General features: G+C 67.7%; 14 protein-coding genes and 1 tRNA gene. 4 read left to right on the top strand and 11 right to left on the bottom strand.

Annotated elements, in window-relative coordinates:
* Positions 1-31 precede the first annotated feature (31 nt).
* Positions 32-247, bottom strand: a complete 216-nt coding sequence (locus ACQUQD_RS01015; protein WP_428949969.1) for a hypothetical protein — start codon at positions 245-247, stop codon at positions 32-34.
* Between the two features lie 98 nt (positions 248-345).
* A tRNA-Trp gene (locus ACQUQD_RS01010) sits at positions 346-420 on the bottom strand.
* 210 nt (positions 421-630) lie between these two features.
* Between ACQUQD_RS01010 and ACQUQD_RS01005 the strand changes: the two genes are divergently transcribed.
* A complete protein-coding gene (locus ACQUQD_RS01005; RefSeq protein ID WP_428957412.1) occupies positions 631-1,734 on the top strand; it encodes a barstar family protein in 1,104 nt (367 codons plus the stop codon).
* A gap of 170 nt (positions 1,735-1,904) precedes the next feature.
* On the opposite strand, the gene ACQUQD_RS01000 is transcribed toward ACQUQD_RS01005, so the two are convergent.
* From ACQUQD_RS01000 to ACQUQD_RS00990, 3 genes are all read right to left on the bottom strand, one after another.
* A complete protein-coding gene (locus tag ACQUQD_RS01000; protein WP_428949968.1) occupies positions 1,905-2,168 on the bottom strand; it encodes a GlsB/YeaQ/YmgE family stress response membrane protein in 264 nt (87 codons plus the stop codon).
* A gap of 267 nt (positions 2,169-2,435) precedes the next feature.
* Positions 2,436-3,287, bottom strand: coding sequence for an arylamine N-acetyltransferase family protein (locus tag ACQUQD_RS00995; RefSeq protein WP_428949967.1), 852 nt, complete (start codon positions 3,285-3,287; stop codon positions 2,436-2,438).
* Positions 3,277-3,645 carry a helix-turn-helix domain-containing protein gene (locus ACQUQD_RS00990; RefSeq protein ID WP_428949966.1) on the bottom strand — a complete coding sequence of 123 codons (369 nt, stop codon included), beginning with the start codon at positions 3,643-3,645 and terminating at the stop codon, positions 3,277-3,279. The genes ACQUQD_RS00995 and ACQUQD_RS00990 overlap by 11 nt, the downstream gene beginning before the upstream one ends.
* A 444-nt stretch (positions 3,646-4,089) precedes the next feature.
* Here ACQUQD_RS00990 and ACQUQD_RS00985 point away from each other — a divergent pair, with 444 nt between their 5' ends.
* A complete protein-coding gene (locus ACQUQD_RS00985; RefSeq protein ID WP_428949965.1) occupies positions 4,090-4,512 on the top strand; it encodes a hypothetical protein in 423 nt (140 codons plus the stop codon).
* 106 nt (positions 4,513-4,618) lie between these two features.
* Here ACQUQD_RS00985 and ACQUQD_RS00980 read toward each other — a convergent pair whose 3' ends face one another.
* The gene (locus ACQUQD_RS00980) at positions 4,619-5,824 is read right to left on the bottom strand and encodes a cytochrome P450 family protein (RefSeq protein WP_428949964.1); all 1,206 of its coding nucleotides are present in this window, start codon (positions 5,822-5,824) and stop codon (positions 4,619-4,621) included.
* 509 nt (positions 5,825-6,333) lie between these two features.
* On the opposite strand from ACQUQD_RS00980, the gene ACQUQD_RS00975 reads away from it, so the two are divergent.
* Positions 6,334-6,519 (top strand): hypothetical protein, encoded by a 186-nt coding sequence (locus tag ACQUQD_RS00975; protein WP_428949963.1) that lies wholly within the window; start codon positions 6,334-6,336, stop codon positions 6,517-6,519.
* Between the two features lie 308 nt (positions 6,520-6,827).
* Positions 6,828-7,181, top strand: a complete 354-nt coding sequence (locus tag ACQUQD_RS00970) for a VOC family protein (protein WP_428949962.1) — start codon at positions 6,828-6,830, stop codon at positions 7,179-7,181.
* 682 nt (positions 7,182-7,863) lie between these two features.
* On the opposite strand, the gene ACQUQD_RS00965 is transcribed toward ACQUQD_RS00970, so the two are convergent.
* The 5 genes from ACQUQD_RS00965 to ilvB all read right to left on the bottom strand — a co-directional run bounded on the left by ACQUQD_RS00965 (position 7,864) and on the right by ilvB (position 13,112).
* A complete protein-coding gene (locus ACQUQD_RS00965; RefSeq protein ID WP_428949961.1) occupies positions 7,864-8,310 on the bottom strand; it encodes a hypothetical protein in 447 nt (148 codons plus the stop codon).
* 294 nt (positions 8,311-8,604) lie between these two features.
* Positions 8,605-8,961, bottom strand: coding sequence for a hypothetical protein (locus tag ACQUQD_RS00960; RefSeq protein ID WP_428949960.1), 357 nt, complete (start codon positions 8,959-8,961; stop codon positions 8,605-8,607).
* A gap of 396 nt (positions 8,962-9,357) precedes the next feature.
* Positions 9,358-10,197: a hypothetical protein gene (locus ACQUQD_RS00955; RefSeq protein WP_428949959.1), complete on the bottom strand. Its 840-nt coding sequence runs from the start codon at positions 10,195-10,197 to the stop codon at positions 9,358-9,360.
* Positions 10,198-10,237: 40 nt separating this feature from the next.
* Positions 10,238-11,305 (bottom strand): Leu/Phe/Val dehydrogenase, encoded by a 1,068-nt coding sequence (locus ACQUQD_RS00950; RefSeq protein ID WP_428949958.1) that lies wholly within the window; start codon positions 11,303-11,305, stop codon positions 10,238-10,240.
* Between the two features lie 55 nt (positions 11,306-11,360).
* Positions 11,361-13,112 (bottom strand): biosynthetic-type acetolactate synthase large subunit, encoded by a 1,752-nt coding sequence (gene ilvB, locus ACQUQD_RS00945; protein WP_428949957.1) that lies wholly within the window; start codon positions 13,110-13,112, stop codon positions 11,361-11,363.
* Between the last annotated feature and the right edge of the window lie 16 nt (positions 13,113-13,128).

The raw sequence follows: 13,128 nt of genomic DNA, 5'->3' as shown, positions 1-13,128 counted from the left end.
GGACTGACCGGCCCGATCGGGGGCACCTGACCTACATGAAGATACTGATCCTTCTGGTTGTGATCGTCGTTGCCGCGGTCTGGTTCGTGAAGTCGCGCAAGGGCAGGTGAGCCCGCACCCCGGGGGCGTGGCGAGCGCCCCGATAGTCGTTCACCCACCGCTCGGCACGGGCGGCCGGCGGGTTACTGCGCACGGACAGATCCTCGGCCTCGCGCACTCGGATGCGGACCTCGTCGATTTCCTGCACCGCGCGGGCCTGCCCAACGTGGACGGGTTGCTCGACGACTCGTCGTGGGTCAAGTGGCGAGGCGGGCGCGCACACCAGTACGAGGATGACTGAGAGGGGCGGAGCGACCGGATTCGAACCGGCGTCCTCGCGATTTTGGAGACCGCGCGCGTCGACCGCTGCGCTACGCCCCGCCTTGGTGCGTGAGCCTAGCTCGTTCGTTCGCCGTCTCGTCCGTGTGGACGGGCGGACCGGTCGGTGTGAGGCTCCACCACTGCTGACCCAGACGCAGTAGGGCGTGAACTCCGGTCCGGTCTCCGTCTGCTCCGAGAGGCTCTGCCTGTCGTCGTCACAGTCACGGCGTGAGCCGTGAAAAGGGCTTCGCGGCTTCCTCTGGTCCAGGCATGATTGCCGCCGTGTATGAGGGCGGCGGCCAACACAGGCCGGAGCGGTACGTGTTGACGGGGACAGAGCCCGGTTGGGTCTGGGGTGCCTGTGTCGAGGTCGACGGGCTGTTCAGGGAACCCCGCCGCGGGACGTACGAGCTGTTCGGCTGGGAGTCGTCCGGTACCGAAGTGCGAGGCTGGGTCGGATGTGAGGTGTGGCTGGTACCGGAGGACAGCACGCTCGACGCCTGGCTGCTGGAAGACGTGGAAAGCCTCGGGCTGCACGCGCGGACGGACGCTCTCGTGCTCACCGGTCTGGACGACTACCTGGGCCCGCCAGAAGGACACCGGGCCCAGGTCCGCCTGCACGACGGGTACCAATGGCTGGGCTCGTGCCGGGAGTTCACACGTGTTCTGCCCGACAAGCAGGCTGCACCGCCGCTCGTCCTGCGAGGCCTGGCACCGAGTGAGCGACTGAGGCGGGTACTGGCAGTGGGCACCCGCCGCGCGTTGGACTTGGATGAGGCCTGGCTGGAGATACGAGACGACAATGGAGATCGGCTCACCAGCCGACTGCTGCACCCCAAGGTTGGTGCGTGGCACCCGTCCGCGCACGCGCCGGGCCTGATCGACCTGGAGCTCGAGCTCGACCAAGAGTTCCACGAACCCGTACCTGGCCATGCCCGTCCGGTCATGGACCGGTGGCTCGCCGGCCCGCCCACCACCTCTGGCCTCTGGGCCGGCCTGGATACCCGGCAGCGGGCATTGTGGCTCGACCTCGTGCGCGAGAGGGGCTGCCGGTTCAAGCACCAGGGCCGGCCAGGCGGAGCTGCGTACGAGCTTGATGGCCGGCACATCACTGACGAGGCGAGCCTCTTCTTGGCACTCGGCGAGGCGGTCAACGGGCCGGGCGGCTACTTCGGCGGATGCGTGGACGCCGTGGTGGACTGTCTTCGCGGAGACTTCGGCTACACCGCCCCCGCAACCCTGCACTGGCGGGACTCCGCGATCGCCCACCACCATTTGTCCCGGGTTCTGGCATCGGACGGTGCACCTTATGACTTGGTTGCTGTGATGCTTGAGATCCTGGAAGAAGGCGGGATGAGTGTTGTCTTCACGTGAGGAGCGGTGTCTCGCCGCTGACACGCTCACCCGGGGGAGTCCTTCACCAGGGCCAGGGCGTCGCCTATGAGCTCGAGCAGCTCAGACCTCGTCGTCCGATAGGCGGCGCGGAGAGCAACTCACCGACGTGCCTTAGCGATGCGCAAGAGCCCTGCTTACATGGAGGAGGGTCAGCGCGAGCGACCTGTCACCACCCGGTAGAGCAGCAGCACGATCACGGAACCCGCGATCGCGGCAATCCAGGTGGAGAGGCTGAAGAAGCCGTTGATCGAGTGGACGCCGAAGATCACCTTGCCCAGCCAGCCGCCGAGCAGGCCGCCGACAATGCCGATCAGCATCGTCACCAGGCAGCCGCCGGGGTCCTTGCCGGGGGTGAGCGCCTTGGCGATGGCGCCCGCGATGAGGCCGATGAGGATCCAGGCGATGATGCCCACGAGGTGTTCCTTCCGTTCTGCTGTAGCGACGTCGAAACCCCGACCGGAGCTCCGACGTACTTCCGGATATCCCTCACGCAGTGGCATATGCGGGACTAAGGTCCTCAATTTTCCTCGGCCTTCCTCGGCCCCGACGCTTGGGGGCGGTCGACCAGTGGGACGGCCACCAGACGCGCAGCTTCAGCTCGCCGCTCGCCGCTCGCCTTTCGTCATCGGATTCGTCACCGGCCTGGCGGGCGACAGGCGCTCCAGCAGTTTCTGCTCCGGTCAGACGTTCAGCTCCGTGAGCCGGGTCACCAGCAGACTGGCCTCCTGAGGGTCCACGCGGATGTCGAAGACGTCGTCGAGCAGCTTGGGCACTTCCTGCGGCTGAACGGTCTCGGTCGCCGGGGCGCGGTCGGGGCGTTCCGTCGTCCACACCAGCGCGTCGAGGGTGTCGTGCCGGTCCGTGCGCAAGCGCTGGATGTAGGGGCGGGTCACAAACGGAGAGCGGTCGTGGGTGGCCACGAAGTGGTTCCCGACCGCGTAGTCGATGGGGTACTGCGGGGTCTCGGTGAAGACCTGGCGAACCGTCCAGCCTTCCGGCCCCTCCGCACCGTCCCCGCGCTGGTGCACTGCCCAGCCGGGGGAGCCGTGGGTTACGTTCTGCCGGCGCAGCAGGTACGGCCACGGTCCTCCTTCGCTGCGGCTGCCATCGGCCAGCTCGATGGGCTCCAGAGGACTGGCGCCGAAGCCGATGTCGTTCAGCCAGCGTGTGCCGTCCAGATCCACGATCAGCATCGCGTGGGTCGCTGGGCGCGGCGTGGTGGAGTCCGCGCCGAGTTGCACCCGACCAGAGACGGCAGTGAAGCGGAACCCGAGCTTTTCCAGAGCGGCAGCAAAGAGCACGGTGTGCTCATAGCAGTAGCCGCCACGGCCCCTGCGCAACAGCTTGTCCTGGACCGACGGCACGTCCAGCCGCACTTCTCGGTAGAGGAAACTGTCGAGAGTGTCCCACCGCACAGTCAGCACATGTGCACGCTGTAGGGCTCGCAACGTCTCGAGAGTGGGTGCTCGATCGCCCTCGTACCCGAGGTGAGTGAGATATGCGTCCAGGTCGAGTTGCTCGCTACTCCACATGTGAGAGACAACTGGCGAGGCCGTGACAACTATTCCGTGGGGTGCTCCGAATCGACCGGCCGCACTGGTCCTCCGCGATCGCGAACGCCTTCGTGCGGGCCGTCGCCATCCCGTCGGCGGGCGTCCACGCGAGCAGGGCCGTTACGTCGATTGCTTCGCGGGCATACCGGTATCCAGTGACGAGCTTGATGCCGAATCGGAGCGCGAGCTGCGCGTGGGTGTCGCCGTCACAGCGAAGGTGGGCCAGGGCGAGCAGGGCTTGGCGCCCCGGAGTCAGCCGGCGCCTGGCGCCGAACTCCCCGCGTCGCGCCGCCAGTTCCCGTCTGGGTTCAAGCAGATACGCGGTGGACAGGTCCATCGCCGACGGCTGAGCAAGCGTGGGTTAGCTGGCGGGCCGGGCTCAAGACCGCTCCGCTCCCAGCGGCCTGGCAGTAGTACGAAGCCTTACGGTGCCGCGTCACTCGGCTCACGCAGGCGGCTTGACCGCTCAACCCCCTCCGTACGCCGTTTCGAACTAAGATCCGCCGAGGAGGGGATGGCGGTGTCGATGCGACGGGCTTTGACAAGCATGGGTGTTGTGCTGCTGGTGACGCTGACGGGATGTACGTCAGGGCACACGGCGTCACCCACACCCACGAAGTCCTCGGGCACGAAACCGCCGGCCCTGCACCGACCGTACGACACGATGCCCGCCCGACCCAGGGGCAAGGCCGCCGCTACCGATCGCGACGGTGCGCTCCTGAGTGCGGCGTTACGCCGTGCCCAGCTCCCCGTACCGTACGAGCTCCCCTCGGATGACATCGTGACCGTGATTCACCGAGTGGACGACGACAACGGCGAGCTGGCGTGGATGCCTGACGGACACACCTTCTGCTATGCCCTGGTGCGGCGCGCGAAGACCACGCTGGTCTGTGGCACTCTTCCCGACCGGGCGCCTGCGCCCGGGCTGCTCCTCGTTCGCCGCGGTGACCCCGACCAGGTCCTGGAACAGGGCAAAGAGGGCCGGACTCGAATGGTGAGCTTCGTGATCGCCGAGGGTGGTCACCGGCACTTCGACCATGTCGGGCGGGCGGCGGGCGCGGGACCGGTGAACCAGGCCGTAGCGAGGTTTCCCTCAGGACGGATGGTCACCTTCCTCACCTTCGACCGTCCCTATGGCCCCATCAACTCGAAGGCTGAGATCTGCAGCACGGACCAGTCGGTCTGCTTCCCCTCTCAACCGTGAACTGAGCCTCTGGACAGGCCCCGGCCCGTCCAGCCCGCGCGTGGTCCCTCGCTACTTGTAGGGGAGCGCTTCTCGTCTGCCTCAACGCGCGAAATGGCCTTAACTCCTACCAGCGCACCGGCAGTTCTTGCAGGCTCCTCATCAGACTCGCGCGCCATTTTGGTGTGCCGTCGCCGTCGAAGGCCAGACCGGGGAAACGGTCCAGCAGGATGCGCAGGGCCACATTCGCCTCCAAGCGGGCCAGCGGGGCGCCCAGGCAGTGGTGCAGGCCGTGCCCGAAGGCGAGGTGGGCTCGGGTCGCTACGGGGTCGCGGTGGATGTCGAACCGTTCAGGGGCGGGGAAGCGTGCGGGGTCGCGGTTCGCGGCGGCGATGGAGAGCACGACACGCGCACCCGCTGGTATGCGGGCGCCCCCGAGGTCGACCGGTTCGGCGGCGTAGCGGTAGGTGCCCGCCGGCGCGGGGGATTCGAAGCGCAGCGTTTCCTCCACGGCGCTCTCCAACAAGTCCGGCTCGGCGCGCAGGTCAGCGAGCTGCTGGGGATGGCCGAGCAGTAGATGTACGGAGTTGGCGATGAGGTTGACGGTGGTCTCGTGTCCCGCGACCAGCAGCAGGAAGGCCATGCCGAGCAGCTCTTCCGGCGTCAGCCGGTCGCCGCCGTCGCGGTCGTGGGTGCGGACCAGTGCATGCAGCAGATCGCACTCCGCTGCGTCCCGCAGCCGCCGCTTCTCCTCCGCCAGTCCCGCGAGGTAGGCGGCCATCTCCTGTGAGGCTTGGGCAGACTCTTCGGCATCGTCGAGGGCGACGACCTTGGTGGACCATGCCCGGAAGGCGGCCCGGTCCACGTCCGGCACGCCGAGCAGCTCGCAGATGATGGTGAGCGGGAGCGGATAGGCGTACGCGGCCACAAGGTCGGCGCGGCCGTCGGCGGCGACGGCGTCGAGGAGTGCACCGGCCGCCTCCTGGATGCGGGGGCGCAGAGCCTGGACGCGTCGGGCGGTGAACTCGCGTGCCACCAGGGTCCGCAGGCGGGTGTGATCCGGTGGGTCGACCTGGAGCATGTTGCGGCCCACGGAGTAGAGCCCGTCGTCCTCGAAGTCGGCGGAGTGCCGTACGTCATTGCGCAGCCGGGGGTCGGCGAACGCGGCGCGTACTTCCGCATGCCCCACCACCAGCCACGACTCGTCCCCGGTGGGGAAACGCACGTGGTGGACGGGCCCGATGGAGCGCAGAGCGGTGAAGGCGGAGTAGGGGTCGACGGCGAAGTCGTCCGTGAGGTCAGCGAGTTGGACGGTGGAGGGCTGCGTGCGCATGGCGGCTCCCGGACAGAAGTGGGGATCTTTCCCCGTTTGCGTGTCGGAGGTGACCGTAGCACTAAGTGGGGAGTGCTCCCCACTTAGTGCCTCAAGGGCGGCGCTCGGGGGCGGCTTAGGGGATAGGCCCGGAAGGCGTCGACCGCGCCTCGCGGCTGGCTTGCTGGTGGTGACGAGTCCCGCCGCTCTCGGTGGGCCGCGTCGCTCGGTGCCCGGATGTGCCGGATGGAGGGCGTTGAAGATGAGCTCCCGTCCGTACGCGAACGGGGTGGCGTTCTGGGTGCGGCCCACTCCTGGCTGTGCAAGCAGGCTGCCTGCCAACAGAACTGACGGGCTGTCACCGCACCCGCCCAGATCCGACGCTTCCTGGTGTTCGGACTTTAGGTAGCTAGCCATGCGCTACCTTGAACGCGTTCAAGTTTGAGCCTCGGGCTGGCGGCGGTGTCGGGGAGGTCGAGGGGGCTCGGCGCCGTCCTGGCGCATGAGTGGGTTCGGGGGAGGACCTGTAGATGAGTGTCACGTTCTTGGGGCTCGCGTGGCCGGTGTTCCTTCTGTGTCTGCCGCTGGCGATTTGGTTCTGCCGCGCGGTCGGAGCACAGTCCTCGCCGCGCGTCGGCTGGGTCAGCGGCTTCGGCATCATCTTTCTGCCCGCGGTTCTCCTGGTTGCCCTTTTCGTGCCCCTCGGGTCGTCGTGAGACACGGAGTCAGAGCGTCCCTCAGTGCTGCGCCGGTAGATCGTGATCCGAGACACGAGCGGCTCCAGCGGGGCGCGGATACGTTCCACCGTCTGGCGACGAATGGTCCCCGTGGTTTCCGCAAAGGCCGCCCCTAGCCAAGCAGGCGTGAAGCGCGCCTGAGGCGCAGGACTTACTGCCAGCGACCGAAGACCCCCTCAGCTCTTCGCTCGGGACGGTCAACTTAGGTGCTCAGGGCGGCAGGGCGAGGCAGGCAGACGCTCGTGTACTGCCAGTCCGGTTGACGGTCGTCCTGGCAAGATGGCGGCATGGAGCGTGTGCTTGGAATCGGTGGATACTTCATGAGGGCCTCAGACCCGTCGGCCCTGAGCGCGTGGTACCGCGAGTGCCTCGGTTTGGACACGGATGACAATGGCCTGTGGCGTCAGGCGGCCGGGCCGACGGTGTTCGCGACGTTCGAATCCGGCTCCGACTACTTCGGATCCCGCGTGCAGCAGACCATGCTCAATTTCCGGGTCCACGACCTGGACGCGATGCTCTCGCAGCTGCGCGCCACGGGAGCGGACGTGGCCGAAGAGACCCAGGACATTGAGGGTGTCGGGCGATTCGGCTGGGTCACTGATCCTGAGGGCAATCGGGTCGAACTATGGCAGCCCGCGTGACCGGGTTTCCACAGGTCCGGTGATGAGGGAGCGGCCTGTCAGACCGGTGCGGTGTGAAACAGGCCCTGTAGTGGACTCATGCGACACAGTCGCTAACGGCAGCACGTCAGGACTCAAGAGCTCAGCCGGCAGTTCGTCCAGTGCAGTGTGCTTGTCGCCTGCTTTGCCAGTGAGCCTTTTCCAACCTGAGGTTGAGGCGTGGTGAAGGACGAGAACGGTCTGCACGATGTCGGTGATCCGGTTGTTGCTGCAGCGGAGCTTTCGCAGGAGGACCATCCCCGCCGGCAAGGTCCCGGTCTCCATCGGCACCTCGGCCGCCAACGCCAGCTACGCGGGTTCGATCACCGTCAAGTAACCCCTTCAGTACGTCCGTTCGGGGCACACGCGCCCCGAGCAGTCTCCCCATGCTGCCCCCTGCCCGGGCCACGATGTCCGGGCAGGGACTGTGGCCAGCACCATCCCACCGCGGCGGGAAGGGCTGAGCCACGTGCCTTCTCCAGGCGGCGCCCCACTGATGCACGCACCTTGCACGCACCTTCAGATCCGAAGTAACCCGGGCTTGCGTACGCATAGGAGAGCGGCATGAACCACCTCAGCTGTCGCACCGTGGTCTCCGCGGCGTTGGGTATCACGCCGCCACAGCACTGCCAGCCACCCATGCCGCCGCCAGCGGTGCGCGCTGTCAAGGCTGCGGCGGGCAGGGCTTGGCGACACGCATCGGCACGTAGACCGCCAGCGCGTACCCGATGACCACGAACACGGTCCCTCCGATGCGCAACCCCACGTGCTCACTGGCGGTGCCCAGTCCCCAGATCAGCACCACAGCGATGGTCAGGCACAAGCACCACCAGATCGTCATTGCTGACCACGCACTGAGCCCCTCGCGATACTCGCCCTCCTTGAAGGCGCGGTCGCGAGCAAGGGACTCGGGGGTGTCGCACAGGATCCGAAAGCGCCATTCCACGAACACCCCCCGCTGCTCGCGGTCCAGGGTGTCCCAGTCCGACGGCGTCAACGTGGTGGGCATGCCGTGCTGGTGCAGGTAGGACCGTCGCTCGTCTCCGCTCAGGCCGTCCCATTCGGCTGGCGGCTGCCAGGCCATGAGTTCCGCGCTGGTTCTGATCGCCATGCCAGGTCACGGTAACGGGCGGTCGTGGCAGGCGCGCCCGCGACTGCGAAGCTGCCCGCAGGGGCGATCAGATCTGACCGCCTCGCAGCGAAAAACGGCCGAGATCAACCGATTTCCCCGTACCCCACACGGTCTCGGCGGCCTCACGGAAAGCCGTACCCCGACGGCGTCGAGCGCTGATCGCAGACCTCCGCATCGCGTCGGCCGTCTCCTTCTGGCTCCTCTGGCAGCGACTGACGCCGCTCCACTCGCGAGCCAGCGAAACTCCGAAATCCAGCGCGCCGGCCCAGACAGTCAGTTGAAAGCGTCGGTCACGCAGTCCACCCGGCAGTCGGCGGCCTCATAGCGTTGGCGGAGGGCGGCAGCCGCCTCCTCGCGCTCCACGAAGACGTGCCCGTAGTGCTGGCACGCCACGCTGGCCACGTCTCCGACCGTGACGATGGCCGGTTCGCCGCGTGCGGCCCGGCGGCGCGCTTCGGCGATCGCCATGTCCGCGGAACGCAGCAGATGTCTGGAACGGTCCCGGATCACGGCTGCCTGGGCCCGTTTCGCCGAGAGGGGGCGCAGGACGCGTCCCCGCCAGAGGAAGCCGGCGGCGACAAGTACGAGACCGAGCGCTACGAACATGAGTCCGCCGGAGTCGCGAGGCATCTGTCCAGTCTTCACCACTTGCACGGTGATCGTCATGCCCGCGGCGGCGGCCGATTCTCGGAACGGCTTGGCTGCCGAGCAGCACGCCCCTGAGTGACGGTGAGGAGCACGCGTTTGTGGAGGAGGGGAAGTCTGGGCCTGCCCGCGACAGACAACGAGCCCGCCGCTCTCCTCGCCGCGATCACGCTGCTCGCCCTCGCGCACGCCAGGATCGCAGAGCTTCGGGTCGAGCGGACGGGGCGATGCCATGCGCCGTGACACATATCCGTAGTTCCGCACGCACCGGAGCGCGAACTCGCACCGCCTTAGGGCATCCTCTACGTCCTGCACCGCGACGTCGCCTGGCAACTCCTGAAGTCGTACGACTCATAAGCCGTACGCGCGGCTGCAGTTGCGCTACCCGCGGTGCCCGGCGGCGAGGTACCGGCCGAGCGCTGTGCGAAACGCGTCGACGAACGTGCGCCTGGTGCTGTCGGGTACGAGGTCCAACGAGAGGTACGGATTGAGATCCTCGATCTCCATGAGCAGCAGTTGCCCGTCCTCGGTACGGCAGCCGTCAACGCGCTGGATGCCGTGGCGGATGTCGTTCCAGGAGATGAAGGAGCGGGCGAAGGCGAGATCGGCGGCCGTGGCCTCGTAGGGTTCCAATGCCCAACGAGCCTGTGGATCAGGTGCGTTGAGGGCGTACTGGAAGATGTCGTCGACGAAGTAGAACGAGACCTCGTAGCGGATCGGAACCGTCGGCTGCAGCAGGTTGCCTGTCCGCTCGACGGTGGCGGCCTGCCGGGGTGACAGGTGCTGAAGCCCGATGGAGTCCGCTCCCCACAGCGGCTTGAGTACGTAGCCGTCAGCACTGGGCAGGGCGCTGAATTCCTCGTGGTCCTCGATGGTCGGGATGACCGGACAGCCCGCGCGGTAGAGGTGGGGGAGGTAGGCCTTGCCGGCCATGTCGGCCTTGCCCCGCAGCTCGTTGTAGACCAGCGCACCCGTGCTTGCCGCCTGCTTGCAGAACTGCTCGTACTCGAGGCGGTAGTGGATGACGGGGCCGCTGTTGCGGACCACGACCAGGTCATGCTCTTCGAGCATGTGGGTGGCCTGCGCAGGTGTGCAGGTGGTGATCGCGAAGGCGTCGCGGAGCTGGTCGGTCAGGAAGACGTCCTCTGCTCCGTAGGAACGTCCGCCCTGGGCTCCGTAATGCGGGTCGGTCACGTACAGCACGGAGGGCTTGCCGGTCACGGTGGTGCGCCTTTCCTCGGGAGTCTCACATGCCATGAGTTCAGCGGACCGTCTGGGTGGCGGGGCCGCGTGCCACGATGCGTTCCGCGAGGTCCAGGGCGACGTGGTGGGGTGTCTGTCCCGTGCCGGCGGATTCGGCGAGGACTTCGCGCGTGGTGGTGCGGATCCGCTGGGTGTGGGCCCGGGCGCGTTCGGCGTCGAAGTGCTTGAGCTCGTCGGCGATCTGGATGACGCCGCCCGCGTTGACCATGAAGTCCGGGGCGTAGAGGATGCCGCGCTCGTGGAGTACGTGGTCCAGGCCACTCTCCTGGAGTTGGCGGTTGGCGGCGCCGCAGATGACGCGCGCCTCGATCGTGGCGGCCCGCTCGGCGCTGATCGCGCCGCCCAGCGCGCAGGGTGCATAGATGTCGAGGCCGGCGGCCAGTACGGCGTCGTCGTCCTCGACCAGGGTGACGTCGGGGTGGCGGCTCTGGAGCTGTGCGCGCGCCTGCGGCAGCACGTCGGTGGCCACGACCTTCGCTCCTGCCTGGCGCAGGTGTCCCACGAGGCGGCGCCCCACCTTGCCCAGGCCGGTGACGCCGACGGTGCGTCCGGACAGGTCCGCGGAGTTCCAGGTGTGTTCGGCGCAGGCCAGCATGGCCTGGAACACGCCGAAGGCGGTGAGTTCACCGGAGTCGTCGGCGCCGCCGTGCTCGGCCGGCCGGCCGGTGACGTAGGGGGTGGTGTGCGAGATGCGTTGCATGTCGGCGGGGGCGGTGCCGACGTCGCAGGCGGCGATGTACTGGCCCGCAAGGGAGTGCAGGAAGACGGCGAACGCATCCAGCCGCGCCGGAGACTTCTCGGTGGCGGGGTCGGCCATGATCACGGCTTTGCCGCCGCCGTGCGGCAGGAGAGCGATGGCGTTCTTGTGCGTCATCGCGCGCGAGAGTTCCAAGGCGTCCTCGACGGCTGCTTCTTCGCTGGGATACGGCATACATCGCGTGCCGCCCAGGGCCGGCCCCAGGCGGGTGGTGTGTACCGCGATGACGGCCCGCAGTCCGCTGGAGGCGTCCCTGCACAGCACGACTCGCTCGTGCTGGTGGCCGGCCGTCAGGTCGATGATGTCCATGTCGTTCGTTCTCCTCAGATAGCGGTGGTGTGCCTGTTGGTGAGAGAGGGTTGGATCAGGCGTCGTCGCCCCATGCGGGCGACATGTTTCGTGCGAACTGAATGGCGCTGTTGCTCGAGTGAGGCATGACCATGGGCCACAACGTCTCGTCGGCGCGGACGTGGAAGTCGATGACGACCGGGCGGTCGTTGACGGCCTGAGCGCGAGCCAGGACGGGCTCGATGTCCTGCGGGCGCGTGCAGCGCAGCCCCACACAGCCGAAGGCGCGGGCCAGGTCCGCGATGTCAGGGGTGCTGCGAGGCAGTGTGGTGTGTGCGCGGCGTCCGTCGTAGAAGAGGTCCTGCCATTGCCGGACCATGCCCAGACCGCCGTTGTTGATCACGGCGACCTTGACGGGAATGCTCTCCACTACGCACGTGGACAGCTCTTGGCAGGTCATCTGGAAGGATCCGTCGCCGTCGATGACCCACACGGGGCTGTGGGGATCGGCGAGTTGAGCGCCCATCGCGGCGGGCAGCCCGTAGCCCATGGTCCCCAGGCCGCAGGAACTGAGAAAGCTCCCCGGACGCTCGTAGGAGATGAACTGGGCGGCCCACATCTGGTGTTGCCCCACACCCGTGGCAATACGTGTGTGCGTGCCGCCGATGCGTCCGACCGCTTCGATGACCTCCTGTGGTGCGACAGCCCCCTCGCGAGAGGGCTCGTACCCCAGGGGATAGGCGTGCTGCCAGGCCCGCAGCTGCTCGCGCCACGACTCGTGGGCCGTAGTGGAACGGCCATGGGCCCATGCCTTGTACAGGTCAGTCAGGAAGCGTCGGGCATCGGTGTGCACGGCCAGATCGGCGTGACGGATCTTGCCGATCTCGGCGGAGTCGATGTCGGCGTGGATGACCTTGGCATGCGGTGCGAACGTGTCGGCCTTCCCCGTCACCCGGTCGTCGAAGCGGGTGCCCACGGCGATGACCAGATCCGCGTGCTGGAGCGCCCCGACCGCGGCGATGGTCCCGTGCATCCCCGGCATCCCCAGGTGTGCGGGGTGACTGTCGGGGAAGGCACCGCGAGCGGCAAGGGTGGTGACCACCGGGATGTGCGTGGCGTCCACCAGATCTCGTAGCTCGCCCGTGGCCCGCGCCCGTAGGACGCCCCCTCCGATGTAGAGGACGGGCCGGTCTGCTGCCCGCATCATGGCCGCGGCGGTCTCCATGGCCGCCTGGTCCGGCGCCGGAGAGGAGGGCGGAGCCGGCACTGCGGACAGTGGCGCTACGGCGGTGGGAGCCTGCAGCGCGTCCTTGGTCACGTCGACGAGGACCGGACCGGGGCGACCTGAAACGGCCAGATGGAATGCCTCGTTGAGTGCCTCGGCGATGTCAGCGGCGCGGGTGACCTGACGGCTCAGCTTCGTCACCGGTGCCGCCAGGGCACAGATGTCGGCCTCCTGGAAGGCGGCAGTGCCCAGAGCCGTGCTGTCCACCTGCCCGGTGACAGCCACCAGGGGGACCGAGTCCGCGCATGCATCGGCCAGAGGGGTGAGGAGATTGGTCGCTCCCGGTCCACTGGTGGCGATACACACTCCGGGCTTCCCGCTCACCAAGGCGTATCCCTCGGCCGCGTGTCCGGCGCCCTGCTCGTGGCGGACCAGTACGTGGCGGATCGAGCTGCTGCGCGCCAGCGGGTCGTAGAGCGGCAGTACCGCGCCACCTGGAATTCCCCACACATGCCGCACGCCGAGCTGTTCCAACGTGTGCACCACGACGTGGGCTCCCGTAACGGTTTCACCTGACATGGAGTCTCTCCCAAGTAGGGGCATGAGGGCCGGACGGCTG

The sequence above is a fragment of the Streptomyces sp. cg35 genome, assembly GCF_050410835.1.
Classification (GTDB): domain Bacteria; phylum Actinomycetota; class Actinomycetes; order Streptomycetales; family Streptomycetaceae; genus Streptomyces.
The sequence above is the reverse complement of the archived record's forward strand: the minus strand, read 5'-3'. Positions and strand labels throughout refer to the sequence as shown.

Excerpts from the sequence above, each read along its gene's own strand:
- ACQUQD_RS00975 (WP_428949963.1), top strand. The coding sequence starts at position 6,334 with ATGAGTGTCACGTTCTTGGGGCTCGCGTGGCCGGTGTTCCTTCTGTGT.
- ACQUQD_RS00950 (WP_428949958.1), bottom strand. The coding sequence starts at position 11,305 with ATGGACATCATCGACCTGACGGCCGGCCACCAGCACGAGCGAGTCGTG.
- ACQUQD_RS00980 (WP_428949964.1), bottom strand. The coding sequence starts at position 5,824 with ATGCGCACGCAGCCCTCCACCGTCCAACTCGCTGACCTCACGGACGAC.
- ACQUQD_RS01005 (WP_428957412.1), top strand. The coding sequence starts at position 631 with ATGATTGCCGCCGTGTATGAGGGCGGCGGCCAACACAGGCCGGAGCGG.
- ilvB (WP_428949957.1), bottom strand. The coding sequence starts at position 13,112 with ATGCCCCTACTTGGGAGAGACTCCATGTCAGGTGAAACCGTTACGGGA.
- ACQUQD_RS00965 (WP_428949961.1), bottom strand. The coding sequence starts at position 8,310 with ATGGCGATCAGAACCAGCGCGGAACTCATGGCCTGGCAGCCGCCAGCC.
- ACQUQD_RS00995 (WP_428949967.1), bottom strand. The coding sequence starts at position 3,287 with ATGTGGAGTAGCGAGCAACTCGACCTGGACGCATATCTCACTCACCTC.
- ACQUQD_RS00960 (WP_428949960.1), bottom strand. The coding sequence starts at position 8,961 with ATGCCTCGCGACTCCGGCGGACTCATGTTCGTAGCGCTCGGTCTCGTA.
- ACQUQD_RS00990 (WP_428949966.1), bottom strand. The coding sequence starts at position 3,645 with ATGGACCTGTCCACCGCGTATCTGCTTGAACCCAGACGGGAACTGGCG.
- ACQUQD_RS00970 (WP_428949962.1), top strand. The coding sequence starts at position 6,828 with ATGGAGCGTGTGCTTGGAATCGGTGGATACTTCATGAGGGCCTCAGAC.